The sequence below is a fragment of the Allosphingosinicella sp. genome, assembly GCF_036387615.1.
Taxonomy (GTDB): domain Bacteria; phylum Pseudomonadota; class Alphaproteobacteria; order Sphingomonadales; family Sphingomonadaceae; genus Allosphingosinicella.
Genome location: NZ_DASVTH010000015.1, coordinates 1 through 23,892 on the forward strand (window position 1 = coordinate 1; position 23,892 = coordinate 23,892).

Annotated in this window: 26 protein-coding genes; 14 read left to right on the forward strand and 12 right to left on the reverse strand. The window is 65.5% G+C overall.

From position 1 onward, the window contains the following. Window positions 1–154 precede the first annotated feature (154 nt). Window positions 155–604 carry a tRNA (cytidine(34)-2'-O)-methyltransferase gene (locus VF631_RS02095; RefSeq protein ID WP_431848611.1) on the reverse strand — a complete coding sequence of 150 codons (450 nt, stop codon included), beginning with the start codon at window positions 602–604 and terminating at the stop codon, window positions 155–157. A gap of 185 nt (window positions 605–789) precedes the next feature. Here VF631_RS02095 and petA point away from each other — a divergent pair, with 185 nt between their 5' ends. From petA to VF631_RS02115, 4 genes are all read left to right on the forward strand, one after another. Next, complete coding sequence (petA, locus tag VF631_RS02100) at window positions 790–1,368, forward strand: ubiquinol-cytochrome c reductase iron-sulfur subunit (RefSeq protein ID WP_431848612.1); 579 nt, start codon at window positions 790–792, stop codon at window positions 1,366–1,368. An 11-nt stretch (window positions 1,369–1,379) separates the two neighbouring features. Next, complete coding sequence (locus VF631_RS02105) at window positions 1,380–2,699, forward strand: cytochrome b (protein WP_431848613.1); 1,320 nt, start codon at window positions 1,380–1,382, stop codon at window positions 2,697–2,699. Window positions 2,700–2,710: 11 nt separating this feature from the next. Further along, the gene (locus VF631_RS02110) at window positions 2,711–3,631 is read left to right on the forward strand and encodes a cytochrome c1 (RefSeq protein ID WP_431848614.1); all 921 of its coding nucleotides are present in this window, start codon (window positions 2,711–2,713) and stop codon (window positions 3,629–3,631) included. A gap of 218 nt (window positions 3,632–3,849) precedes the next feature. Then, entirely contained in the window at window positions 3,850–4,089 is a 240-nt protein-coding gene (locus VF631_RS02115) for a DUF6894 family protein (RefSeq protein WP_431848639.1), read from the forward strand. 21 nt (window positions 4,090–4,110) lie between these two features. Here VF631_RS02115 and VF631_RS02120 read toward each other — a convergent pair whose 3' ends face one another. Beyond that, a complete protein-coding gene (locus VF631_RS02120; RefSeq protein WP_431848615.1) occupies window positions 4,111–4,599 on the reverse strand; it encodes a hypothetical protein in 489 nt (162 codons plus the stop codon). Window positions 4,600–4,797: 198 nt separating this feature from the next. On the opposite strand from VF631_RS02120, the gene VF631_RS02125 reads away from it, so the two are divergent. Then, entirely contained in the window at window positions 4,798–5,322 is a 525-nt protein-coding gene (locus tag VF631_RS02125) for an adenine phosphoribosyltransferase (RefSeq protein WP_431848616.1), read from the forward strand. A 143-nt stretch (window positions 5,323–5,465) separates the two neighbouring features. Then, the gene (locus VF631_RS02130; protein ID WP_431848617.1) at window positions 5,466–6,149 is read left to right on the forward strand and encodes a peptidase; all 684 of its coding nucleotides are present in this window, start codon (window positions 5,466–5,468) and stop codon (window positions 6,147–6,149) included. A 52-nt stretch (window positions 6,150–6,201) separates the two neighbouring features. Here the strand turns inward: VF631_RS02130 and VF631_RS02135 are convergent, their stop codons facing one another. The 10 genes from VF631_RS02135 to VF631_RS02180 form a co-directional block, all read right to left on the reverse strand. Next, on the reverse strand, window positions 6,202–6,918 hold the full coding sequence (locus tag VF631_RS02135; protein ID WP_431848618.1) for a hypothetical protein: 717 nt from the start codon (window positions 6,916–6,918) through the stop codon (window positions 6,202–6,204). 78 nt (window positions 6,919–6,996) lie between these two features. Beyond that, on the reverse strand, window positions 6,997–7,452 hold the full coding sequence (locus VF631_RS02140) for a MaoC family dehydratase (RefSeq protein ID WP_431848619.1): 456 nt from the start codon (window positions 7,450–7,452) through the stop codon (window positions 6,997–6,999). After that, a complete protein-coding gene (locus VF631_RS02145) occupies window positions 7,449–7,829 on the reverse strand; it encodes a VOC family protein (protein WP_431848620.1) in 381 nt (126 codons plus the stop codon). The genes VF631_RS02140 and VF631_RS02145 overlap by 4 nt, the downstream gene beginning before the upstream one ends. 5 nt (window positions 7,830–7,834) lie before the next feature. After that, complete coding sequence (gene ychF / locus VF631_RS02150) at window positions 7,835–8,935, reverse strand: redox-regulated ATPase YchF (protein WP_431848621.1); 1,101 nt, start codon at window positions 8,933–8,935, stop codon at window positions 7,835–7,837. A gap of 55 nt (window positions 8,936–8,990) precedes the next feature. Then, window positions 8,991–9,491 (reverse strand): AAA family ATPase, encoded by a 501-nt coding sequence (locus tag VF631_RS02155; protein WP_431848622.1) that lies wholly within the window; start codon window positions 9,489–9,491, stop codon window positions 8,991–8,993. Window positions 9,492–9,495: 4 nt separating this feature from the next. Beyond that, the gene (locus VF631_RS02160) at window positions 9,496–10,113 is read right to left on the reverse strand and encodes a TIGR02466 family protein (protein ID WP_431848623.1); all 618 of its coding nucleotides are present in this window, start codon (window positions 10,111–10,113) and stop codon (window positions 9,496–9,498) included. Window positions 10,114–10,303: 190 nt separating this feature from the next. Continuing rightward, the gene (locus VF631_RS02165) at window positions 10,304–10,951 is read right to left on the reverse strand and encodes a hypothetical protein (RefSeq protein ID WP_431848624.1); all 648 of its coding nucleotides are present in this window, start codon (window positions 10,949–10,951) and stop codon (window positions 10,304–10,306) included. Window positions 10,952–10,990: 39 nt separating this feature from the next. Next, the gene (gene pth, locus VF631_RS02170) at window positions 10,991–11,560 is read right to left on the reverse strand and encodes an aminoacyl-tRNA hydrolase (RefSeq protein WP_431848625.1); all 570 of its coding nucleotides are present in this window, start codon (window positions 11,558–11,560) and stop codon (window positions 10,991–10,993) included. A 154-nt stretch (window positions 11,561–11,714) separates the two neighbouring features. After that, window positions 11,715–12,383, reverse strand: a complete 669-nt coding sequence (locus VF631_RS02175) for a 50S ribosomal protein L25/general stress protein Ctc (protein WP_431848626.1) — start codon at window positions 12,381–12,383, stop codon at window positions 11,715–11,717. A gap of 118 nt (window positions 12,384–12,501) precedes the next feature. After that, window positions 12,502–13,230, reverse strand: coding sequence for a Crp/Fnr family transcriptional regulator (locus VF631_RS02180; protein WP_431848627.1), 729 nt, complete (start codon window positions 13,228–13,230; stop codon window positions 12,502–12,504). A gap of 169 nt (window positions 13,231–13,399) precedes the next feature. Between VF631_RS02180 and VF631_RS02185 the strand changes: the two genes are divergently transcribed. From VF631_RS02185 to VF631_RS02220, 8 genes are all read left to right on the forward strand, one after another. Continuing rightward, complete coding sequence (locus VF631_RS02185; RefSeq protein ID WP_431848628.1) at window positions 13,400–14,365, forward strand: ferritin-like domain-containing protein; 966 nt, start codon at window positions 13,400–13,402, stop codon at window positions 14,363–14,365. A 21-nt stretch (window positions 14,366–14,386) separates the two neighbouring features. Beyond that, complete coding sequence (locus VF631_RS02190) at window positions 14,387–15,397, forward strand: ferritin-like domain-containing protein (protein WP_431848629.1); 1,011 nt, start codon at window positions 14,387–14,389, stop codon at window positions 15,395–15,397. 113 nt (window positions 15,398–15,510) lie between these two features. Further along, entirely contained in the window at window positions 15,511–17,865 is a 2,355-nt protein-coding gene (locus VF631_RS02195; protein WP_431848630.1) for an EAL domain-containing protein, read from the forward strand. Between the two features lie 674 nt (window positions 17,866–18,539). Further along, window positions 18,540–19,844, forward strand: a complete 1,305-nt coding sequence (proS, locus tag VF631_RS02200; protein ID WP_431848640.1) for a proline--tRNA ligase — start codon at window positions 18,540–18,542, stop codon at window positions 19,842–19,844. Next, window positions 19,841–21,091, forward strand: a complete 1,251-nt coding sequence (locus VF631_RS02205) for a lipoprotein-releasing ABC transporter permease subunit (protein ID WP_431848631.1) — start codon at window positions 19,841–19,843, stop codon at window positions 21,089–21,091. The genes proS and VF631_RS02205 overlap by 4 nt, the downstream gene beginning before the upstream one ends. Next, complete coding sequence (locus tag VF631_RS02210) at window positions 21,084–21,755, forward strand: ABC transporter ATP-binding protein (protein WP_431848632.1); 672 nt, start codon at window positions 21,084–21,086, stop codon at window positions 21,753–21,755. The genes VF631_RS02205 and VF631_RS02210 overlap by 8 nt, the downstream gene beginning before the upstream one ends. A 197-nt stretch (window positions 21,756–21,952) precedes the next feature. Beyond that, window positions 21,953–22,666: a signal peptidase I gene (gene lepB / locus VF631_RS02215; protein ID WP_431848633.1), complete on the forward strand. Its 714-nt coding sequence runs from the start codon at window positions 21,953–21,955 to the stop codon at window positions 22,664–22,666. Window positions 22,667–22,776: 110 nt separating this feature from the next. Then, window positions 22,777–23,847 carry a lysozyme inhibitor LprI family protein gene (locus VF631_RS02220; protein ID WP_431848634.1) on the forward strand — a complete coding sequence of 357 codons (1,071 nt, stop codon included), beginning with the start codon at window positions 22,777–22,779 and terminating at the stop codon, window positions 23,845–23,847. Window positions 23,848–23,892 lie beyond the last annotated feature (45 nt).

The following is a 23,892-nucleotide window of genomic DNA, read 5'->3' on the forward strand; positions in this document are numbered from 1 at the left end:
AGAGTGGGACCCGGTTCGCGGATACCATCAGGGCCAGCGGTCAAACACCGACCGCATCAACAGGCCGGACAGAAGACTGCACCCGACCAGCCGCTGAACATCAAATCACCCTTGCAACGCGGGAGCCATCCACAGAAGACAATCATTTGCCTTGCTACTCCGGCCACGCCCCCGTCTGCCTGAGTGTCTCGGCGAGGCCGATGCCTGCCGCCACAGCTATGTTCAGCGAGCGCGTACCCGGCACCTGGGGGATGCGGACGCGGAGGTCGGCGCGGGCGTGGACGTCTTCGGGCACGCCGCGGCTTTCGGAGCCGAACAGGAGGGTGTCGCCCGGCTCGAAGCGGGCTTCGGGGAGGCGGATGGCAGCGGCGGTGGTGAAGAGGACGAGCCGGCCGGGGAGCTGCGCCTCGAACGCGGCCCAGCCGGCGTGGCGCGTCACCGATGCAAGCTCGACATAGTCCATCCCGGCGCGCTTCAGCGCTCGATCCGAGAAGGGGAAGCCGCACGGCTCGATGACGTCCACCGCAACCCCGAGGCAGGCGGCGAGGCGCAGGATCGTGCCGACATTGCCGGCCTGATCGGGCTGATGGAGGGCGAGGCGCATGGGTCCCGCCCTAGCCGCTGCGGTTGAGGCTTGGCAAAGCGCCCCGCGCGCGGCTATCAGGCCGGCCAAGCCGCTCGGGGGAGTTCCTCTTCACCAACGCGGCAATGTGTAAAGGCGTCGCCTCCGCCAGCGTCTCGGCGGGTGGCGGTTTTTCCACATCCGATTGCAACCGCTAAAGGGTGACCATGGCGACGGTTGAACATACCGATGGGGCGGTCCATGCGACCGTGGCGCAAGGCGGCGAGGATGTGCGCCGGCGCGATTTCATCAACATCGCGGCCTTGAGCTTCGCCGGAATCGGCGGCGCCGCGACGCTTTATCCGCTGATCAACCAGATGAACCCGTCCGCGGACGTGCTTGCGCTCGCCTCGATCGAGGTGGACGTCAGCCAGATCCAGCCCGGCCAGGCGATCAAGACGATCTGGCGCAAGCAGCCGATCTTCATCCGCAACCTGACGCCGGCCGAGATCCAGGCGGCGAACGCCGTTCCCGCCGACACCTTGCGTGATCCGCAAACACTCGCCGAGCGCACCGCGGAAGGCAAGGCCAACTGGCTGATCACGATGGGGGTTTGCACTCATCTCGGCTGCGTGCCGCTCGGCGCTGCGGAGGGCGAGAACAAGGGCGAATATGGCGGCTATTTCTGCCCCTGCCACGGCTCGCACTACGACACGGCCGGGCGCATCCGCAAAGGCCCGGCGCCGAAGAATCTCGAGGTTCCGGAGATCGCGTTCAAGTCCGACACTGTCGTCCAGATCGGCTGAGGAAACAGGCAATGAGCTTCCCTTGGGCTAAGCAGTACGAACCCAAGCATCCGCTGATGCAGTGGCTCGACCAGCGGCTGCCGCTGCCGCGGCTGATGTACAATAGTGTCGGCGGCGGATACGAGGTGCCGCGCAACCTCAATTATTTCTGGAACTTCGCGGTGCTGGCCGGCTTCATGCTGGCCGTCCAGATCGTCACTGGCATCGTGCTGGCCAGCCATTACGCGCCGGCCGCGACGCTGGCGTTCGATTCGACCGAGCACATCATGCGCGACGTCAATTCGGGCTGGATGCTGCGCTACCTGCACGCCAACGGCGCGAGCTTCTTCTTCATCGTCACCTACATCCACATCTTCCGCGGCCTTTATTACGGATCCTACAAGGCGCCGCGCGAGCTGGTGTGGATGCTCGGCGTCGTCATCCTGCTGCTGATGATGGCGACCGCGTTCATGGGCTATGTGCTCCCCTGGGGACAGATGAGCTTCTGGGGCGCCAAGGTGATCACCGGGCTGTTCGGCGCGATCCCGCTCGTGGGCGAGCCGATCCAGACCTGGCTGCTCGGCGGATTCGCGCCCGATCAGGCGGCGCTGAACCGCTTCTTCTCGCTCCACTACCTGCTGCCGTTCGTGATCGCGGGCGTGGTGATCCTGCACGTCTGGGCGCTACACATTCCGGGCTCGTCCAACCCGACCGGCGTCGACATCAAGACCCCGCAGGACACGGTGCCTTTCCACCCTTATTACACGGCCAAGGACGGGTTCGGGCTCGCCGTCTTCCTGATCTTCTACCTGGCGGTGACCTTCTTCCTGCCGAACTATCTCGGCCACGCGGACAATTACATCCCGGCCAACCCGCTCGCGACGCCCGCGCACATCGTGCCGGAATGGTATTTCTGGCCCTTCTACGCGATCCTTCGCGCCTTCACCGTCGACTTCATCCTGTCGGCGAAGCTGTGGGGCGTGCTCGCCATGTTCGCGGCGATCCTGCTGCTCTTCTTCCTGCCCTGGATCGACCGCTCGCCGGTTCGCTCCGGCAATTACCGGCCGCGGTTCAAGCAGTTCTTCTGGATCCTGGTGCTGGACGTGCTGGTGCTCGGCTATGTCGGCGGCAAGCCGGCGGAAGAGCCGTACGTGATGATCTCGCAGCTCGCGACCATCTACTATTTCGCGCACTTCCTGATCATCCTGCCGATCATCTCCAAGTTCGAGAAGACGCTGCCGCTGCCCAATTCGATCGCGGAAAGCGTGCTGCATGGCGAGAAGGCGGAATCGGCGCCTTACGGCGTTCCGCCCGGGGGCAGGGGCAACGCGCAGCCGGCTCCGGCCGAATAAGGTACAGATAAATGGTCCGTCTGATCTCAATTCTGGTCGGTCTCGGCTTCGTCGGCGTGGCGACTTGGTCGCTGCTCTGGGGCGCGATCGCCTATCTCAGCGAAGAGCATGTCGAGACGAACGAGCATCGCTTCCACCTCTATCCGAAGGAGGCGTCCTTCACCCACGAAGGTCCGTTCGGGCGATACGACCGACAGCAGCTGCAGCGCGGGTTCCAGGTTTACAAGGAGGTCTGCGCGGCCTGCCACGGCCTGAACTATGTCGCGTTCCGCAACCTGCAGGAGATCGGCTATTCCGAGGCCGAGGTGAAGGCGATCGCCAGCCAGTGGCAGATCGAGGTGCCCACGATCAACGATCAGACCGGCGAGCCCGCAACCCGCAAGGCCATCCCGGCGGACCGCTTCCCGAGCCCCTATCCGAATGAGGTCGCCGCGCGCGCCGCCAACAACAATGCCGCGCCGCCGGACCTGTCGCTGATCACCAAGGCGCGGCACGACGGCCCGGTTTATGTCTATTCGCTGCTGACCGGATATGCGAACGCCGCGACCTATCGCAACGAGAAGGGCGAGCCGGTGCCGGCCGACGCGCGCCCGGGGCCGAACCTGCACTTCAATCCCTACTTCCCGAACCTCAACCTAGCCATGCCGCCGCCCATCACCGCGGACGGGCAGGTGACCTATGCCGACGGCACCCCGGCGACCGTGGACCAGATGTCGAAGGACGTTTCCGCCTTCCTCACCTGGACGGCAGAGCCCTTCCTGGAGAACCGGCACCGCGCCGGCGTGGCGATCATGTTCTTCCTGCTGATCGCGACCGTGCTGGCCTACATGGCTTACCGGAACGTCTGGGCGAGCGTGAAGAAGCGCCCCGTCCACGCGACCGGAACCTCGGTGGAGGAGCGGCTGCGCAAGCAAGGGCAGCCGCTCAACTAGAGCAGGTCGGGTCAGGTTGGGCTCATAACGCTCAGTCGTCGCCCCGGACTCGATCCGGGGCCGGGCTGCCTTTGTGAGCTGGGCCGGGTCGTCTGCCGCAAAGTGCGAGAGAAGCCCTGGCCCGGATCAAGTCCGCGCCGACGTGCAGGGGTTGAGCACGCTCTTACAAACGACGCATGAGGAACTGACTGCCAGCTGCGACATTAGCCTTCAATGCGATTCTACTTCAACCTTGCCGGTGCGATTCACGACCCGACAATCACGGCGTCGAACTTGCGTCGATTTCAGAGGCCCGAACACTGGCCGTCCAATCTGCAGCAGAGCTTATCCGCGACCGGCCCGAGGTGGTGTGGGCCGGCGAAGAGGTTCGGGTCGAGGTTACGGACAGCAGCAAGCTTGTGCTGTTCACCGTCATTGTCATCGGCGTTGACGCGCCCGCAGGGAACCGCAGGCGTTAAGCCTCCAGCTTCTCGGCCGGCTTATGCCTCACCAACTTCCTTGAAGCGCTCCGGAACGTCGGCCGTCTCAATCTCGCGAGCGGCTTTCCGGAGCTCTCGGGCGATTGAGCAGCCTGCGAACACAGGGTCAACAGGGGCCATGCCAGAAGACGCCTTCTCCAGGCTTGAATAGCATGCCTCGGGCATTGGCAGGTCCCGTTTGTCCCGCGGGATCATGTATCCCCAGCCACCGTCAAAATATGGCTTTATCGAAATATGGACGCCCCACTGGTGGACGGTCACAGAGTAGGGATGAAGGCTCGCGATTACTGGCGGCCATTGGCTTTGAGGAACGGACGTCCAGCGCTCGGCCGGCTTGATCGGATTAGCAGTCATCAGGAGTTGCGATTCGGTCTTGATTGCCTTCAGTGTCGACTGACTGTAGGTCGGCCATGCGCACCCACTAAGCAGCGGGAGCGCTGCCAAAGCAGCGAATAAGGCACCGCTCGCTCCGATGCCGCCAATCGTCATTCCGGCTTCTCCACCGTGTCATGCCTCATCAGCTTGGCCGCCCCTCCCGCTCACGTTCGGCATTGTGTCTGCTGAGCATTGAAGGGCTATCGGGATGATAATGCGCACAGCCTTGGAGCAGTGTCGAACAGACGAGGGCTTCCGAATTGGCGCAAAGGACCTAATCGCCAAACGCGGTCCAGCATGACAGGGGAGGCCATGAACAACGATGACCTGCGAGCGCTGATCCGGACGATCCCGGACTTTCCCAAGCCCGGGATCCAGTATCGCGACATCACCACCTTGCTGCTCGACGCGCGCGGCTTTGCGGCGAGCGTGGAGCGGCTGGCGGAGGGGGTGACCGGAAAGCCGGACCTGATCGCGGGAACCGAGGCGCGGGGGTTCATCTTCGCCGCCGCGCTGGCGCATCGCCTCGGCGCGGGGCTGCTGCTGATCCGCAAGCACGGCAAGCTGCCCGGCGAGACGATCGCCGAGGATTATGCGCTGGAATATGGCAACGACCGGCTCGCCATGCATGTCGACGCGTGCACGCCGGGCGCGCGCGTCGAGCTGGTCGACGACCTGATCGCCACCGGCGGCACTGCGCTGGCGGCGACTCGCCTGATCCGGCGCGCAGGCGGGTTCCTGACCGGCGCCAGCTTCCTGATCGATCTGCCGGCGCTTGGCGGCGCGGACCTGCTGCGCGCCGAAGGGATCGGGGTGCGGAGCCTGGTCAGCTACTGATCCAGGTGACTCGGTTGGTTCATTACGGAACAGGAACCGCCTGCTAACCGCAAACGTTTACAATCGGTTAACGGTTCAGTCGCCGTTCACGGGCGTGAGCGGAGTCTCTCGCCATTTCAGCCACTTGATCGGGAGAGTCGCAAATGTTCGTGCCCCGTTTCCGCAATCTTATCCTGGCCGTTTCGGCCGCCGCGGGCCTTGGCGCCTGCTCCGCTTATGACGACGGCTATGGCTATGGCGGCGTGTCCGTCGGCTACGGCGCCGGCTATGGCGGCTATTACGACGATTATTATGACCCCTATTATGGCGGCGGCCATTACGGCGGCGGATATGGCTACGGCTATCCGCGCTACAGCGGCTATTCGGGCCTGTGGTACAACAACTTCTATTATCCGGGTTACGGTTATTACGTGTTCGACCGGGGCGGCCGCCGCTACCGGTGGAACGACGATCAGCGCCGTTACTTCGAAGGCCGCAACTATCGGATCCGCGACCGCGAGGATCGCCAGGATTTCCGGCGGTTCCGCCGGGAAGGCCGTCAGGATTTCCGCGAATATCGGCAGGAGAGCCGTGACGCCATCCAGCGCTTCCGGCGCGGCGAGATCACCCGTGACCAGCTGCAGACCGAGCTGCGCGGCGAGCGGCGCGAGTATCGCCAGGACCGCCGCCAGGATCGCCGCGAATTCCGCCGCGATCTGCGCGACCGGCCGGGCACCGGGGCGGCCAATCCGCAGGGCCAGCAGATGCGGCAGGAACGCCAACAGATGCGGCAGGAACGGCGTCAGCAGCGGCAGGAACGCCGCCAGAACCGTCGCGGCGGGCAATAGGCAGATATTCCGGGCCGCTTGCCTTCAGGCGGCCCGGGTCTCAACCGGGCCGCTACTCTCCGCCGAACAGCCGCTTCAGCAGGCCGCGAGAAGTCGTTGACGGCGAAGCGGCCGCGGGTGGCGGAGGCTCGGCCGCCATCGTCGCGCTTTGCACCTCGATGTTCTGCGCAGTCGACGGATCGGCTTGCTCCAAGTGTAGTTCACGCCGGAGCGCCGCGTCGATGACCTTGCCATCGGCCGCCCGCAGCGCTTCGTGTTCCTGGACCGTCCAGAGCTGTTGCGCTTCCGTGCGGCGGGGGACTCCCATGGTAGTGAGGTAACTCAGAGCCGGCGATTCGACCTCCTCCCACTCATCGTCTCCCCATTGGCCAAACCCCTGAGGCCCGCGACTGATCAAGACCAGTCTGACGAGAGCCCATCCTTTTTGTCGGTCGCGGGATGGGTAGCGAAGCAGGTTCAGGATTTCGACCTCGACCCGAAGAAGATCGCCGACGCGGACTTCCTGATGCCACTTGAGGGCTCGGACATGCTGAACGAAGTCGATCCCTACCATTGGTTCGGTAGCGGCGTAGTCCGCCACCAGCTTCGCCGCTATCGCGCAGGCGTACCACGGGCTCGCGGCCGGACCGCCTACCGCATAGGCCGTCCCGGGATCGGGAAGGTGTCGAGGATCATAAGCCCGAGCGAATTCGGCCGTTTCGGCGAGGCCGACGCGATGCTCGCCGAAGACGAGAGTTTCACCGACCGGGACGTCTTCGTAATACCTCATGCCGACCTTCTCCGCCACAAGCCTTGCGCGACTCGTATCGTGAAACGTTGGCCGGGATAAGGCGCGCCCCGGTCTCGGTCAGCCGCCTTCGCGGGGTCGCCGCTGGATCAGCACGATCGAGGTGAAGCGCAGCACCGGCTCGTCATTCTGGTTGAAGGTCGTCACGCGCGATCGGAACGACCCGATGTCAGGCTTGCTGCGCGAGGGCGTGGTCTCGACGATCTCGGTCTCGCAGCGCAGCGTGTCGCCGGGATAGACCGGCTTCAGCCATCGAAGCTCGTCCACGCCGGGGGAGCCCAGGCCGGCCTGCTGGTGCGCTTTGATGTTCTCGACGATCATTGCCATCGTCATCGCGCAGGTATGCCAGCCGCTCGCGGCGAGCCGCCCGAAATGGGTGCGCGCCGCGGCATCGTCGTCGAGGTGGAACGGCTGCGGATCGTAGGCGCGGGCGAAATCGATCACTTCGTCGCGGGTCACTTCGTAGCGCCCGAAGCTCTGCTTCGCGCCTACCTCCAGGTCTTCGAGATACATCAAGGGGGCGTATTCCTCTCATCCATTGCCGGGGACGACTTCACCTCGAAAAGGTAGCCGTCCGCCGAACGGAAATAGAGCCATTCGTGCCCGTTCCACGAGCCGATGTCGCCGACGATCTCGATGTTGGCCGCGATCAGTTCGGCGCGGGCGGCCGCGACATCGTCGACCTCGAACGCCACGGTGGGCGGCGTGTTGAGGCTCTTGCCGCGTCCCTCGCGACCAAAGATTTCGATCTGCTGCCCGCTCGCGGCCCGCAAGATGGCTTGCTGCTCGCCGGTGGCTTCGACTTCGAGCTCCATCACTTCGGTGAAGAAACGCAGCATGTCCGCATAATGATCTGTGCCGATCCCGAGCCAGCTGATCCCCTTGACCCGCATCGGCGTCAGACGTTGAAACGGAACAGCATCACGTCGCCGTCCCTGGTAACATATTCCTTGCCTTCCGAGCGCAGCTTGCCGGCGTCGCGCGCGCCGCTCTCGCCGCCGTGGCGGACGTAATCGTCGAAGGCGATCGTCTCCGCGCGGATGAAGCCGCGCTCGAAGTCGGAGTGGATCGCGCCGGCGGCCTGCGGCGCCTTCGAGCCTTTCTCGACCGTCCAGGCGCGCGCTTCCTTGGGGCCCGCCGTGAAGAAGGTGATGAGGTCGAGAAGCTCGTACCCGGCGCGGATGATGCGGCTGAGGCCGGTTTCGGTGAGGCCGAGATCGCGCAGGAATTCGGGGCGGTCTCCCAGGTCCATGGTGGCGATCTCGGCTTCAATCGCGGCCGAGATGATGACGGCCTTGGCGCCTTCCGCCGCCGCCTTTTCGAACACGCGCGCGCTGTGGGCGTTGCCCCCGGCCGCGTCGCCCTCGTCGACATTGCAGACGTAGAGGACGGGCTTGGCGGTGAGCAGCTGGGCGCGCTCGAGCGCGAGCCGCTCTTCCTCGTCCTTGGGGTCGGTGAGCCGCGCGGGCTTGCTGTCGCGGAGCAGATCGAGCGCCTGGCCGAGCACGCTCGCCTGGACCTTGGCTTCCTTGTCGCCCTGCGCGGCTTTCTTGGCGAGCGCGGGGACGCGTTTCTCGAGACTTTCGAGATCGGCGAGCATCAGCTCGGTCTCGACCGTCTCGGCGTCCGCCATCGGATCGACGCGGCCCTCGACGTGGGTCACGTCGCCCTCCTCGAAGCAGCGCAGCACGTGCACGATCGCGTCGACCTCGCGGATGTTGGCCAGGAACTGGTTGCCGAGCCCCTCGCCCTTCGACGCGCCGCGGACCAGGCCGGCAATGTCGACGAACTCGAGCTGGGTCTCGATGACGTTGGCGGACTTGGCGATCCCGGCGATCTCCTGGAGGCGCGGATCGGGCACGGCGACGCGGCCGACGTTCGGCTCGATCGTGCAGAACGGATAGTTCGCCGCCTGCGCCGCCGCGGTCTCGGTCAGCGCATTGAACAAGGTCGACTTGCCGACATTCGGCAGCCCAACGATCCCGCAACGAAAACCCATCCAAATCGCCCTATCATGATAGCTTTAGCGAAGCCCGATACTGGGCTCCACGCGGTCACGCCAGCGTGGCGAGAAAGCGTTCGGCTTCGCGCGGCGTGCGCAGGCGGATCAGCGCGCCGGAAAAGGCCGGGAGCTTCGAGGTGATGCGCTTGCGGCCATCCCATGGAAAGCGCGCGGTATAGGAGATGAACTCCCAGGAGAGCTGCTCGGGGCAGCCCGCGGCCATGTCGGGACGGACGCGGCCCCGATACCGCAACGCGCGCCGCACGATCCGGGACAGGCAGAGCAGGACCGGGAAGTCGAGCCAGACGATCGTGTCGGCCCGGCCCAGGCGGAGCGGGAGCGTGCCGCCATAATTGCCGTCCATCACCCAGCGCTCGCCGGCCGAGAGCGCGGCCACGTGCGCAGCCCATTCTTCCTTGTCCGGCTCGACCCAACCCGATCGCCAGTAATGCTGGTCGAGATGGATGACGGGGAGACCCGTGTGGCCCGCAATGGCGGCGGCGAGCGTCGACTTGCCGGCGCCCGGCGAGCCAATGACGAGGACGCGCTGCATGGCGTCAGGTCCGATAGTTGAAGCTGATGCTGATCCGCTCGGCGCCCGCGATGCTCGGGCCGGTGCCGGGGACGACTTCGTGGCGCAGCCAGCTTTCCCACAGGAAGACGCTGCCCGGCTCCGGTTCGGCATAGACGAAGGTTCGCAAATCCTCCGGCGCGTCCGCGGTGCGGGGAGGGGCGGCCATCAGCATGGGAAGGCGCGGATCCTCGAGCTTGAGCGCTCCCGATCCGGGGGGCACGGCGACGTATACGGTACCGGAGACGACGCTGTGTGGGTGGATGTGCCCGCTATGCGCACCGCCGGGTTTCAGGACGTTGGCCCACAGGCTGTCGAGCTTGAGCTTCCTGCCGCCAAGCTCCATCGCACAATCGGCGGCAAAGGCTGCGACGTGGCGGGCGAGGGCGCGCTTCAACTCGTCGAACCGGGGGTCGCGGGCGGGCAGGTCGTTGAGCGAGGCGTAGGAGGTATAGCCGCGGTAGCCATGCGCCTTGGACCAGCGCCGGCCCGCTGAATCCTCCCGCGCCAGCACCCGGCAGGCATCCTCGAGTTCGGCCACGAGCCCCGCGTCGCCGAGCTGGCCCTGGTAGAAGCGGGTGGCGAAGAGTGATCGGGTCTGCATGGCGAAACCGGCTAACCGAGGCGCTGATACTCCCTCTCCCCGGTGGGGAGAGGGTTGGGGTGAGGGGGTGCTGAGTAGGAGTATCTTCTCCGGCGTCCGACGCTCGCTGGACGCTCGCTCCCCCTCACCCAACCCTCTCCCCACCGGGGAGAGGGCTTTTCGAGCCTCAGTGGGGCAAGCTTGGCCTGGTTCATCTTTCCTTGGTCCCCGGCCTGGCAACCGCGTTGAAGAAGCTGTCATCCCCGGTCGGCGCGGGTGGGCGGGGAGGGGGTTCGGCCTTTGCCTGCCGGGCCGGAGCTTCTTGCGGCGCCTCGGCGGGCAGCGGCACCGGGAGATCGGCGGGGATTTCCGGCGGTAGCTCAGGCACTTCAGGGGGCGGCGCACCGATCCCGAGCGTCTCGCCGCCCACCATGTTCGGCTGGAGCCGCGCGAGCTCGGCCGGCGAGGCGCACCAGCGGATGTAGAAATCGGGGAAGGGATCCTCGGGATCTTGGATGCTGACCTGGGCGGTGCTGCTCACCACCGCAACGCCTTCCGGAGTGATCACGAAGGGCCGAACCGCGCGTTTGCCGTCGGGCTGCTTGCCTTCGACGTCGCCGCATACGGAGCCACTCGCGCCCGCGCGAAGGCTCCCGAATCGCATCGTGTCCGGATCGGCGATGATCGCGCGCAGCGACGCCCGAGCGCGCTCCTCGAGCTGGGCGGGAGAAGCGGCCGAGCCGTCGATCGGGAGGGCCGGGAGCTGCGCGCTGGCGGGACGCGCGCCGGGCTGGGCCTGCTCATCCGCATCCTGCTTGTCGCATCCGGCGAGCGCCAGAAGAAGCCAGGCTCTCCTCATGCGGGGCAATCTAGTGGACCGAATGCGGGGAGCAAAGGCTTAGTCCTGCATCCTGAGCGCGATCTCGTTCATGAAGCGGGCATCGTCGCCCTTGGCCAGCCATTCCGCTTCGGCGGCGATCGCGCCCAGCATGTCGGCCAGCCGATCCGTTTCCGCCTTGGCGTAGTTGCCGAGCACGTGTCCGGTCACCCTGTCTTTGTGACCGGGATGGCCGATGCCGATGCGGACGCGGCGAAAGGCGTTGCCGATATGCGCTTCGGTGGAGCGCAGGCCGTTATGGCCGGCCGTGCCGCCGCCGAGCTTCACCTTGACCTTGAAGGGGGCGAGATCGAGCTCGTCGTGGAAGACGGTCACGTCGCCAACCTCGCGCTTGAAGAAATCGAGCGCAGCGCGGACGGCGCGTCCGCTGTCGTTCATGAAGGTGGCGGGCTTCAGCAGCAGGACGCGGGTGGCGCCGATCCGTCCCTGCTGCGCCCAGCCCCCGAACGCTTTCTTGGGCGGGTCGAAGCCGTGCACCTCGGCCAGGGCGTCGACCGCCATGAAGCCGACATTGTGCCGGTGCATCGCATATTGCGCGCCCGGATTGCCGAGGCCGACCCAGATCTGCATGGGTTCAAAGGCCCATTGTTCAGCTTCCGCGGCCTCCAGGGACCCCGCCAAAGTATTGCTTTGGCGGGAACCCGAGAGCGGCTGGCCCGGCACTTCCACCGGCCGAGGGCCGAGAAAGGAACCGAGCCAGCCCAGGAAGGACAAAGCGCCTGCCTTAGCCTTCGGTTCTGGCCGGAGGCACGGTCGGCTCTTCGCCGCCGGGACCGTGTTCGGACGGCACCGCGTCGGCCGCCACGTCGGCGGGCGCCGCGGTCATGCCGGAAGACGGCACAACCGTCGCGATGGTGAAATCGCGATCAGTGATGGCCGAGGTGACACCCTGCGGCAGCGTCACCGCCGAGATATGAAGGGAGTCGCCGATGTCGAGACCGGCAAGGCTGATCACGATCTCGTCCGGGATCTCGGCCGCGTCGCAAACGAGCTCGAGCTCGTGGCGGACAGCGTTCAGCACGCCGCCGCGCTTCAGGCCACGCGACTCTTCCTCGCCGGTGAAGCGGATCGGCACAGCGACCGTGACCTGGCTATGCTCGCCGATGCGCAGGAAATCGACGTGGAGCGGGCGATCGGTGACGGGATGGAACTGCACGTCCTTGGGAAGGGTGCGGGTCTGCTCGCCGCCGACGTCGATCATCACGACCGAGTTCATGAAGTGGCCGTTGCTCATCATCTTGATGAGGCCCTTCTCCTCGACATGGATGGAGAGGGGCGGCTGATTGGCGCCATAGACGACGGCGGGGACGCGGCCTTCGCGACGCACGGCACGGGAGGCTCCCTTGCCTGCCCGCTCGCGCGTCTCGGCCGGCAGGGTGAGCTGTTCGCTCATGATCGTGCCTTTCGAAACGGGTTGGTAAAGCTCCGCCGCGCACGCCTCCAGGGATGACCATGTGCGGGGGAGCGGGGCCTATAGGCGAGGGGAGGGGCGAAGTCCAGTTCGCCCCGGCTTAGCCCGGGTCCTTGCCGAAGGGCGCGAGCAGATGCCGGTATTCCGCTTCGGGCGGGCCATAGCTTTCGCCCGCCATGCGCTTCAGCCCTTCGCGGTCGCGAATGCAGATTTGGCCGCGTGTGGAGCGGATCAGGTGGTTGCCTTCGAGGATATGAAGCGCGTCGGTCACGGTGGCCCGTCTCACCCCGAGCATGACTCCAATCTGGCTGTGCGTGATCGCGATCGCGTCGCCTTCGATCCGGTCGTGGTTCATGAGCAGCCAGCGGGCGAGGCGGCTCTCCGCGGGATCGTTGAGATTGGACACGATGGTGCGGCCCATCTGGGTGAGGAAGGTCTGAACGAAACGCAGCAGCATCGCTCTCAGCGTGGGGCTCTCGCCACACGCCTCCAGCAGCCTGTCCGGCGCGATCCGCAGCGCAGTCTGGCCGGAGATGCCGACCATTGCTTCGTGCCGGGCATATTGAGTGCCGAGCAGGACCTCCCATCCCGTGAAGCCCTCCCGGCCGACGATGCCGAGTCCGACGCGAGCGCCGCTTTCCAGCACATCGTGCAGCGATGCGACGCCGCCTTCCGGAAAGTAGAAGCCGTCGATCGCCGCCCCGGCGCCGTTCAGCAGGGCGCCCGCTTCGAACGGAACGCGCTCGAGATGGGCTTCGATCAGACGGCGATCCTCGCGAGGCAGGCGGGCGAGGAGCAGATTGCCGCTGACTGGTCCAAACGCCGACATACGCCGCGATTTTTGCCCCGCCCGCAGTTTAGCGTCAACCGATGCAGGCGCTGCGCTCGCCAGCAGCCTCGTCCGTACGCTGCCGTACCGAGCAGGCTCAGCCCCGAGCCGTCCCGGAACTTTGGGCATGTGCGGTCGGTAACACAGGTTAGCTTGAGGAGGGTACCCGATGACCGACGAAACTGTGTCTCTCGACGTCTTGGAGTCTCGGGTCAGGCGACGCGAAGACCGGCGTGAGTTCTTCCGCGCCTTTGCCGGTATTGCTGCAGCCGGCGGCGCGGCGACTGCGTTCAGCAGCTCCGCATTCGGCCAGACGGCCGCTCCTAACGATTTCGATATCCTGAATTTCGCGCTCAACCTCGAATATCTGGAGGCGCAATTCTACTCCTTCGCGGTGTTCAACCAGGGCCTGCCTTCCGACCTCCTGAGCGGGACGGGAACGCGCGGCGAGGCGACTGGCGGACGCGCGGTGAATTTCACCGACCCGATCGTCCGGCAATATGCGGTGGAGATCGCGCAGGACGAGCGCGCCCACGTTAGGTTTCTACGGACTGCGCTCGGATCGATGGCGGTCGCGCAGCCCGCGATCGACATCAGCGCCGGCCCGAACGGACCCTTCTCCAACGCGGCGCGCGCCGCCGGTCTGATCGGGGCCGGACAGTCCTTCGATCCATATGCCACCGATGAGGCATTTCTGCTCGGAGCCTTCATCTTCGAAGATGTCGGCGTGACCGCTTATAAAGGCGCGTCGCCTCTGATCGCCGACCTTGACAGGTTGGAGGCCGCGGCCGGGCTGCTCGCCGTGGAGGCCTACCACGCGGCCCTGGTGCGCACGACCTTGTTCCGCAAAGGCATTCAGATGCCCTCGTTAGGGCTGATCGAGTCGACGGAATCGATCTCCAACGCCCGCGACAACTTGGACGGCCCCACCAATCTCGACATGGGAATCCGCCCGATGCCGACCCGCTTCGGAGAAGGATCCAACATCTTCCCGTCCGATGCGGATGGCCTCGCCTTCAGCCGCTCGCCCGGCCAGGTGCTCAACATCGTCTACCTGAACCGGATGGCGGTGACGGCCGGGGGCTTCTTCCCAGCCGGCGTCAACGGCACGCTCCGCACCAGCGCCGCCAACTAAGCTCAGATCGGGAGGACCTCCGTGAACAACGAACTTAAGATCGAGCTTATCGAGGCGACTGAAGCGCGCCGCACCGAGCGCCGCGCCTTTTTGCGCACCACGGCAAGCGTGGCGGCGGTGACTGCCGGCGGGTCGCTGCTCGCAAGCTGCAGCGGCGGCAACAGTTCCAGCCCGGCTCCGACCCCGCCGCCGACGTCGACGCCGGGGCCGGCGCCCGCTCCGTCACCGACGCCGACACCGTCCACCAACATCGATCCGGACATCTTCAACTTTGCGCTCAATCTCGAATATCTCGAGGCGCAATTCTACGTGTACGCGGTGTCCGGACAGGGATTGCCGGACAGCATGTTGAGCGGCACCGGCACCCGCGGGAACGCCAATTTCACCGGCGCCCGCCAGGTTCCGTTCCAGGATCCGGTGGTGCGGGCCTATGCGCGGGAAATCGCGGCCGACGAGGAGGCCCATGTGGCTTTCCTGCGGCGGACGCTCTCCACCGCGGCGGTTGCTCAGCCAGCCCTCGACCTCAGCGTGAGCCCCACCAGCGCCTTCTCCAACGCGGCGCGCGCGGCGATGCTGATCGGGGCGGGGCAGTCGTTCGATCCTTACGCGGACGACAACAGCTTCCTGCTCGGCGCGTTCATCTTCGAAGATGTCGGCGTCACGGCCTACAAGGGCGCGGCCAGGCTGATCACCAACAAGGGCTTCCTGGAAGCGGCGGCCGGCATCCTTGCCGCCGAGGCCTACCATGCCGGGCTGATCCGGACCGTGCTTTACGGGAAGGGGATCAGACCGCCCACCGAGGCCATCTCGGCGGCGCGCGATGGCCTGGATGGAGCGTCGGATATCGATCAGGGGGTGGCGCAGATCGGCGATGCTTCCAACATCGTGCCCACCGACGGCAACGGCCTGGCCTTCAGCCGCAGCGCCGGCCAGGTGCTCAACATCGTCTATCTGAACCGGATGGCGGTGACGGCCGGCGGCTTCTTCCCGGCCGGCGTTAACGGCAATATCCGGACCAGCGCCGCGAATTAAATCGGGCAGTTACCCTCGCGGTGCCGGGAGCAGCGCAGAGCCTTTAGGACCCGCTCCGCATGATGTGCGGAGCGGGTTCTTACATCTATTCCTAACGCTTCACTAACCTTTACATGGCATTCCAGCCTGGCATGGGCAGGTTCGGAGCATCGTGGACGCGTTGGCGGCGAAAAGGCGCGGGCAAAGGCCGTATCGGCCTGCTGCTCTGGGCGACCCTGATCGCCGGGATCTGCGGCGCGATCAATCTGGGTAAGCCGATCGAAGGGGCTTTGCGCAGTACTCGCAATCTACTTCGAGGGCACGACGCAAGCGGCCAGATCGTAATCGTCGGCATTGATGACAAAAGTCTGGCTGAGTTTTCGGCCTGGCCCTGGCCACGGCGGCGCTATGCTGAACTGACAGACGCGCTCGTCCGGGCCGGCGCGCGCCGCGTCTTCATCGACATAAACTTCGACTCGCCGTCTTCGGAGGTCGAGGACCGGCTGCTGGAAGAGGGACTGGCGCGACACTCGGACAAGGTCGTTCTGCCGTCGCTCGAGGTGGTCGATGCGATGAGCCGCCAAAGCAACATCGTCCTTCCGCTCAGCCGCTTCGCACGGCACGCGAGTCTGGCGTTCATCGGGATCCGCTATGACTTCCAGGGCGTGGCCTGGGCGCTTCCGTTCGACTCCAGCCTGGGCAGGGTGCGGCACCCGAGCTTCGCGGCCAAGCTGGCCAATGTTGTTGGTCCCGCAGGCGAAAGCTTCCCGGTCGATTACTCGATCGACCCGAAGTCGATTCCGCTGATCAGCGCGAGCGATGTCATCCAGGGGCGTGTGCCGGACCGGACGTTCGCCGGAAAGGATGTCGTGATCGGTGCGACCTCACACCAGCTTGGCGACACCTTCTTCGCGCCGGGCGGGGGACTGCTCGCCGGGCCGTATCTCCATGTCCTCGGCGCCGAAACATTGATCGAAGGCACACCCAAGGCGCTTGGCTGGTTCGCGCCCTTTGCCTTTGCTCTCTTGCTCGCGTGTGCAAGTTTCCTGCTGCGCTCAGCCGGCAAGCGCGTCCTGCTGATCGGAGCGGGCATATCCGCCTGCCTTCTCGCCCCGCTCGGTCTCGATGCGATGAGAATATATGTCGAGACCATGCCGGCGTTGACGCTGCTCCTGATCGTGGGGGGACGGCTCGCCTGGCTGCGTCACCGTGCGGCGTCGGATGCGAAGGCCGTGCTTCACAAGGTTTCCGGCCTGCCGACCCTGACGGCCTTGAGAGAAAGTGAGAACGGTCAGAGGCGCCCTCTCATTGTGGCGCGCATCACCAACTTCGCCGAGATCGTGTCCTCTTTGGAAGCCGATCAGGAGGGGATGCTTGTTCAGCAAGTGGTCGGCCGCCTGACCTTGGGCAGCGTCGGACAAAAGCTGTTCCATGGTGACGAAGGGGTATTCGCCTGGTTCGCGGACGACGAAATGGCGGTGACCCTCACGGACCATTTGAATGCCCTGCACAACCTTTTCCGAAGCCCCGTGGTGCTCGCCAACACCCAGATCGACTTGACGATCGCCTTCGGCGTGGAAGGTGGAAGCGACCGATCAGTAGCCAATCGGCTCGGCGGCGCCTTGGTTGCTGCGGATGAAGCCGCGGCTCAGGGTCTGCGCTGGAAAGAATATGACTCAACCCGGCTGAAGGAAGCGCCCTGGCGGCTTTCCCTGCTCAGCCAGCTGGATGCGGCGATCGATACGGGGGAACTCTGGGTCGCCTATCAGCCGAAGCTCGACATCCGCACCAATCGGATGATCGGCGCAGAGGCCCTGGTTCGCTGGACGCATCCCGACAAGGGGCCAATCAGCCCGGCTGAGTTCGTGTTGGCAGCTGAACAAAGCGGTCGCATTCACAAGCTGACCACATATGTGCTGGAACGGGCAATCCAGGCCGCGGCGGCGCTCAACCAGCGCGGAATTCCCTTCTCCATCGCGGTTAATCTCTCGGCTCGGCTGATCGACGACGCCGGCCTGCCGGAGTGGGTGTCAGGGCTGCTCGTCCGCCATGGGCTCAGGCCTGAGCAGTTGGTGCTAGAAATCACCGAGACGGCAGCACTGGGCACCAGCATGGCCCACCTGGCCAATCTCGCACGATTGCGTGATCTGGGGGTCGGGATCTCCGTCGATGACTATGGAACCGGCCTGTCGACGCTGGACTATCTGAAGAAGATCCCGGCTTGCGAGATCAAGATCGACAAGAGCTTCGTACAGGCAATGCATCGCAGCGACGGCGACCGCGTCATCGTCAACTCGACGATCCAGCTTGCGCATTCGCTCGGCCGGCGAGTGGTCGCCGAGGGCGTCGAAGACCGGGAGACGCTCGACGCGCTGAGCCGAATGGGCTGCGACATCGCCCAAGGCTTCTACATCGGCCGGCCCCTCCCGCTTCGCGGACTCGCCCGCCTGTTTCTTCAAGATGACCGGGTCCTTAGCGCGGCTGGTTAACCGCTTGCTAACCTTACCAAGCTAGGTTAATTTGTCCCTGCACCGTAACGATCACGTTCCGCGTGCTTAAACAGGGGACTACCCATGCGTTGGGACATCTGGGATTATCTCTTCGGCGGCACTGGTTCCGGCAACGGGGGCACCAAGGGCTAACGTCGGCGCTCGGCGGAAGCTGAGTCTGATTGGGGCTGGGCTGGGAGACTAGCGCCGGCCCCTTCTTTTTCTCAGTCGGGTTCGATCGATGTCATCCGGTCCGTGCCGGTGACGGCTCCAGCCCTCGGTCGCATAGGCTTGACCTGACGGTCTGCGCGCCGAGCCAGCAACGGCTGTTCGACGAAAGCCGCCAAACGGCCAAGTGCCCGGACATTGCTGCCCGGGCACCCGCGTGGCGATCGCTCGCCATCCCCCTTGTGAATGCCGTCCGCCCGCACACATCCTCACCTCGCTTGAGGATGCGGGGCGAAAGCCTCCCCGAACCAAGGCCTTCGGACCTTTTGCTCGTGACCGAACGCTAGGCCACGCGACTCGCACTTGTCACTCCGCGAATCGGGACCGGAGCCTTTTTGGACGGCATCTGTGGCGCGCCCGCCACAGGACAGATTGGTTGCCTTGTTCCGGCGCCCTGCCTAGATCGGCTGTCGCTCCCCGACTTCACCCGGAACTTGCCCGAAACGATGCGCCTGTCCCGCTACTTTTTGCCCGTGGCCAAGGAAACGCCGTCCGACGCCCAGATCGTCAGCCACAAGCTGATGCTTCGCGCCGGGCTGATCCGGCAGACCGCGGCGGGCATCTACGCCTGGCTGCCGCTCGGCTTGCGTGTGCTGCGCCGGATCGAGCAGGTCGTGCGCGAAGAGCAGGACAGAGCTGGGGCGGTCGAACTCCTCATGCCGACCATCCAGTCGGCCGACCTGTGGCGGCAATCGGGCCGATACGACGCTTATGGACCCGAGATGCTTCGCATCAAGGACCGGCACGATCGTGATATGCTGTTCGGGCCGACCAATGAGGAGATGATCACCGTCATCTTCCGCGATGCGGTGAAGAGTTACCGCGACCTGCCGCGCACGCTCTACCATGTGCAGTGGAAGTTCAGGGACGAGGTCCGCCCCCGCTTCGGCGTCATGCGCGGGCGCGAGTTCCTGATGAAGGACGCCTACAGCTTCGACCTGGACGAGGAGGGGCTCAAGGCAAGCTACGAAGCGATGTTCGTCGCTTATCTGCGCACATTCGCGCGGTTGGGGCTGCAGGCGGTGCCGGTGCGGGCGCCGACCGGGCCGATCGGCGGCAATCTCAGCCACGAATTCCACATCCTGGCCGATACCGGCGAGAGCGCGCTTTTCTACGACGCCGCGATCGAGGACGTGACCCGGGACGAGTTGCTGAGCGCCGATGCCGCGACGATCGCGCGGCTGACCGGCCTGTATGCCATGGAGGAGGAGGAGCATGGCAAGGCGGACTGCCCGGTGCCGCCGGATCGGCTGCGCACCCGCCGGGGCATCGAGGTCGGCCACATCTTTGCGTTCGGGACCAAATACAGCGCCAGCATGGGGATGACCGTCCAGACCGGCGATGGCGGGCAGGTGCATCCGCACATGGGCAGCTACGGCATCGGCGTCTCCCGACTGATGGGTGCGATCATCGAAGCCAGCCACGACGAGGCGGGGATCCTGTGGCCCCAGAGCGTCGCGCCGTTCCAGGTCGGATTGATCAACATGCGCGCCGACGATCCGAACTGCACCAGCGCGGCCGACGATATGCAGGGCCGGCTTCAGGGGGCTGGGCTCGATGTGCTCTACGACGATCGCGACGAGCGCGGCGGCGCGAAGTTCGCGACCATGGACCTGATCGGTCTGCCCTGGCAGCTGATCGTCGGCCCGAAGGGGCTGGCGAAGGGCGTGGTCGAGCTCAAGCGCCGCGCCACGGGCGAGCGCGAGGAGCTGAGCTTCGAGAGCGCGCTGGCGAGGCTCAGCTCCAAGTGATCCTGTCCAGCTACGAACGCATGGTGACCAAGCGCTACCTGCTCCCGGGCAAGGGCGAAGGTTTCATCTTCCTGGTCGCCGGCATCAGCCTGGTTGCGGTGATGCTCGGCGTTGCGGCCCTCATCATCGTGATGAGCGTGATGAATGGGTTTCGAGCCGAACTGATCGACAAGATCGTGGGGCTGAACGGGCATGCGATCGTGCAGGGCTATGGCGGGCGTTTGCCCGATTGGCAGCGGGTCGTCCGGGAGGCCGAGGCGACACCGGGCGTGACCGCGGCGGTTCCGCTGATCGAACAGCCGCTGATGGCGAGCTATGAGGGGCGGGTGGAAGGCGTGCTCGTCCGCGGAATGCGGCGTGAGGATATCCTGACCAATCCGGCGCTGAACGACAAGGTGCTGTCCGGATCCCTCGTTGCTCTCCAGCCCGGATCCGGCAAGGTCGCGATCGGCGTTCGTCTGGCCGAGGCGCTTGGCGCGACAGTCGGCGGCTCGATCACCATCATCAGCCCTCAAGGGCACACCACGCCGTTCGGAACCGTGCCCCGCATCGTCGACTATGAAGTCGCCGCAATCTTCGAAGTCGGCGTCTACGATTACGACAAGGCGTTCGTCGTGATGCCGATCGAGGACGCGCAGACCTTGCTGATGCTGGGCGACACGGTCGCCATGGTCGAGGTCGAAACGGAGGACGCCCAACGGGTGGGTGAGATTCTCGCACCGCTCGCGGCCCAGGTCAGCGGCAGGGCTGCGGTGGCGGACTGGCGAACCATGAACGCGTCCCTGTTCGAGGCGCTCGCCGTCGAGCGCGTGGCGATGTTCGTGGTCCTTTCGCTGATCATCCTTGTCGCCGTGTTCAACATCCTGTCCTCGCTGATCATGCTGGTCCGCGCCAAGACGCGCGACATCGCGATCTTGCGCACCATGGGGGCGACGCGGCGCGGCCTGATGAAGGTGTTCGTGACGGTCGGGGTCACGATCGGGGCGCTCGGCACGATCGCCGGCCTGGTGCTCGGCGCGATCTTCCTCTTCTTCCGCCAGGGCGTCGTTAATTTCGTGCAGGTTCTGACCGGCCAGAACCTGTGGGATCCCTCGATCCGCTTCCTGACCGAACTGCCGTCCAAGACCGACCCGTTCGAAGTGGTCGCCGTGACGCTGATGGCGCTCGGCCTGTCGTTCCTGGCCACTTTGTATCCGGCGTGGAAGGCGGCCAGCACCGATCCGGTCCAGGTGCTGCGCTATGAGTGACGTCCTCAGCGTCGCCGGCCTCAAGCGCAGCTTCACACAAGGCGAGGCGACGATCCACGTGCTGAACGGAGTCGACCTGATCGTCGGCCCCGGCGAGATCGTCGCGCTCCTGGGTCCGTCGGGATCCGGCAAATCGACCTTGCTCCAGGCCGTTGGCCTCCTGGAAGGCGGCTTCCAGGGATCGATCCGGATCAATGGCGAGGAGGCCGCACGGCTCGACAATGACGGCCGCACGCGCCTGCGCCGTGATGCGCTCGGCTTCGTCTACCAGTTTCACCATCTGCTGCCGGACTTCAACGCGACCGAGAATGTCATTCTGCCCCAGCTCGTTCACGGCGCCGGGAACGCTGCGGCCCGCGCCCGCGCCGAGGCCTTGCTTACCGCGCTCGGGCTCGGTCACCGCCTGACCCACCGCCCGAGCCAGCTTTCCGGAGGCGAGCAGCAGCGCGTGGCGGTCGCGCGGGCGCTCGCCAACCGCCCCTCGCTGGTGCTGGCGGACGAGCCCACCGGCAATCTCGACGAGAAGACGGCCGACATCGTCCTCGCCCAGTTCCTCGATCTGGTCCGCGGCGAGGGAAGCGCCGCGCTGGTCGCGACACATAATGAGCGGCTCGCTGCAAAGATGGACCGAGTTGTGCGTTTGCACGAGGGTGTGCTGGAGTGATTGAGGTAAAGCGGTCCCCAGCGGCCCGCGTTGGCGTCTCGGCCCTGAATCTGCTCTCTCCCGGCGCAGGTCTCCTCCGCATCGGACGTGCAAGGAGCGCAGCGCTCCTGCTCGTTACCACGCCTTCAACGCTCCTCCTTATTGCCGCGTATTACGCGGTCACGTCTTCGCTGACGTACGCCGGTTACACCGCTCTGATGGTCCTTGCTGTCCTCGCATTGCTGGGCGCGCTTCTGATTTCTGTCGCGCTGACCTGGAGGTGGAGCAGGGAGCCGCAAGCGAAGCTTCGATGGTGGTCGCGCTGGTACTCGATTTTAGCCGTAGTCATTCTCGGGTCGGTGCTGGCCTCCTATCTGGCGGGAGTGGCACATGGGTTCTATAAGTCCTTCTACCTTCCCTCGGAGGGAATGGCCCCAACGCTTCTCAAGAACGACCGCCTGGTGGCTTCGATGACGCTACCGGATGTGCTTCGACGAGGGGATATCATCCTCTTCGATACGCCAGCGGGCGTGTACATAAAGCGGATCGCTGGTCTTCCTGGCGATCGGATATCGATGAGCAATGGCGTGGTGTCGATAAATGGCGATCGGATGGAGCAGCGGTTCCTGCGGACCGAGAGGGTGGACGGAAGCAATGGATGGGTGGAGGGCCGCCGTTTGATCGAGCGCTTTCCCGGTGAAAAGGAATCGCATCAGATCTACGACTTAGAACGCTCTCCGTTCGATGACGTGCCGGAGCAGATCGTGGCGGCCGGCCACCTTTTCGTTCTCGGCGATAATCGGGACCGTTCGGCGGATAGCCGGGTACCAGTCGATCTCCAGGGGGTAGAACAAGTGCCGATAACGCGCGTGCATGGCAAAGCCTTGTTCTTTCCGTGGGGTGCCAAGGCGGGGCAATCGATCAATCCCTGAATCAAAGTTGCGGCTTGCTGCAAAGATGGACCGAGTTGTGCGTTTGCACGAGGGCGTGCTGCAATAGCCTGTCTCGGCGCGTCCGGTTTGCTTATCGAAAGGCGTGAGCGATGAAGGAACGTAATCTGTTGCTCGCCGTGGCGGCGCTCGTGATCGTGATCGCGGCGGCGTTTGCGCTATCTTCTCCCCGGGAAAGCCGGCTGAAGGTGGACGAGGGAGCTGCGACCGAGGTGGCGACCCGCGAGCGTGAGCTTGATGGTCCGCGCCGCTCGGCGACCCAGCTATGTGGCTCGAGCGCGGGCTTTCAGCAGCTCAAGGCAGCAGCGTTCCAGGAAGCGATCCGCGTTCGGGGCGAGCCCGCCCTGCTCCAGCGGCTGGCCGCCACCTCGGTGGTTCGAATGGAAAATGCCGAGCTGACCAGCGAGGATAGCGAGACCGGCGCCGCGACCTGCGCAGGCCGCCTCGTGATCGAACTCCCGCCCGGCGCCGAGCGGGGCTTTGGCGGCCAGCGCCGGATTGCAGCAGACGTCGCCTACACGGCCGAACCGGGAGCGGACGGCGCGGCGGCGGTCTATCGACTGGTCAACGCCGACGCGCTGGTTTCCAGCCTCGCGGCTTTCGACGTCGACGCCTCGCGCCAGCCTGCCGAGCCCGAAACTGAACTTGCGGATGCGACGCCGGCGGATCAGTTGCCCGTCATCATCCGCCCGGATCCGCCTGCCGCTCGTCCGGAGCCGGCCCGGCCAGCGCCCTCGCCGCCGGCGCGCGCAGAGCGTGAGGACCCGGCGCCCCGCCCGGCGCCGGCGCGTCCGGCCCCTGCTCGAGCCGAGCGGGAACAGGCGGCGCCTCGACCGGAACCGGCCCGTCCCGCCCCGGCCCGTGCGGCTCCGGAGAAACAGGCCCAGCGCACCTCGCGGCCGAGCTTCAATTGCGGTTCGGCGCGAAGCCGGAGCGAGCGGCTGATCTGCTCGAGCGATCGGCTTGCCGCCAAGGACCGAGCGATGTCATCGCTCTTCTTCTCGGCCCTGAACGACGCCGATCCGCGCACACGCGCCCAGCTTCAGCGGACCCGCAATCGTTTCCTCAATTATCGGGAGCGCTGCGCCAGCGAGGCCTGCATCTCCGAAGCCTATGACGGCCGCATGCAGGAGATACGGGACATCGTCGAACTGGCGCAGTGAGCACGGCCCGCCGGAACTGTGGATAAGGCCGACTGAGCTGTTTCC

Bases quoted from the DNA above. Each gene is read 5' to 3' on its own strand.
- VF631_RS02165 (WP_431848624.1), bottom strand. From the start codon at position 10,951: ATGAGGAGAGCCTGGCTTCTTCTGGCGCTCGCCGGATGCGACAAGCAG.
- VF631_RS02125 (WP_431848616.1), top strand. From the start codon at position 4,798: ATGAACAACGATGACCTGCGAGCGCTGATCCGGACGATCCCGGACTTT.
- VF631_RS02135 (WP_431848618.1), bottom strand. From the start codon at position 6,918: ATGAGGTATTACGAAGACGTCCCGGTCGGTGAAACTCTCGTCTTCGGC.
- ychF (WP_431848621.1), bottom strand. From the start codon at position 8,935: ATGGGTTTTCGTTGCGGGATCGTTGGGCTGCCGAATGTCGGCAAGTCG.
- VF631_RS02155 (WP_431848622.1), bottom strand. From the start codon at position 9,491: ATGCAGCGCGTCCTCGTCATTGGCTCGCCGGGCGCCGGCAAGTCGACG.
- VF631_RS02220 (WP_431848634.1), top strand. From the start codon at position 22,777: ATGAAGGAACGTAATCTGTTGCTCGCCGTGGCGGCGCTCGTGATCGTG.
- VF631_RS02130 (WP_431848617.1), top strand. From the start codon at position 5,466: ATGTTCGTGCCCCGTTTCCGCAATCTTATCCTGGCCGTTTCGGCCGCC.
- lepB (WP_431848633.1), top strand. From the start codon at position 21,953: ATGGTCCTTGCTGTCCTCGCATTGCTGGGCGCGCTTCTGATTTCTGTC.
- VF631_RS02120 (WP_431848615.1), bottom strand. From the start codon at position 4,599: ATGACGATTGGCGGCATCGGAGCGAGCGGTGCCTTATTCGCTGCTTTG.
- VF631_RS02180 (WP_431848627.1), bottom strand. From the start codon at position 13,230: ATGTCGGCGTTTGGACCAGTCAGCGGCAATCTGCTCCTCGCCCGCCTG.
- VF631_RS02105 (WP_431848613.1), top strand. From the start codon at position 1,380: ATGAGCTTCCCTTGGGCTAAGCAGTACGAACCCAAGCATCCGCTGATG.
- VF631_RS02175 (WP_431848626.1), bottom strand. From the start codon at position 12,383: ATGAGCGAACAGCTCACCCTGCCGGCCGAGACGCGCGAGCGGGCAGGC.
- VF631_RS02195 (WP_431848630.1), top strand. From the start codon at position 15,511: ATGGCATTCCAGCCTGGCATGGGCAGGTTCGGAGCATCGTGGACGCGT.
- VF631_RS02095 (WP_431848611.1), bottom strand. From the start codon at position 604: ATGCGCCTCGCCCTCCATCAGCCCGATCAGGCCGGCAATGTCGGCACG.
- VF631_RS02185 (WP_431848628.1), top strand. From the start codon at position 13,400: ATGACCGACGAAACTGTGTCTCTCGACGTCTTGGAGTCTCGGGTCAGG.
- VF631_RS02160 (WP_431848623.1), bottom strand. From the start codon at position 10,113: ATGCAGACCCGATCACTCTTCGCCACCCGCTTCTACCAGGGCCAGCTC.
- proS (WP_431848640.1), top strand. From the start codon at position 18,540: ATGCGCCTGTCCCGCTACTTTTTGCCCGTGGCCAAGGAAACGCCGTCC.
- pth (WP_431848625.1), bottom strand. From the start codon at position 11,560: ATGCAGATCTGGGTCGGCCTCGGCAATCCGGGCGCGCAATATGCGATG.
- VF631_RS02110 (WP_431848614.1), top strand. From the start codon at position 2,711: ATGGTCCGTCTGATCTCAATTCTGGTCGGTCTCGGCTTCGTCGGCGTG.
- VF631_RS02210 (WP_431848632.1), top strand. From the start codon at position 21,084: ATGAGTGACGTCCTCAGCGTCGCCGGCCTCAAGCGCAGCTTCACACAA.
- petA (WP_431848612.1), top strand. From the start codon at position 790: ATGGCGACGGTTGAACATACCGATGGGGCGGTCCATGCGACCGTGGCG.
- VF631_RS02145 (WP_431848620.1), bottom strand. From the start codon at position 7,829: ATGCGGGTCAAGGGGATCAGCTGGCTCGGGATCGGCACAGATCATTAT.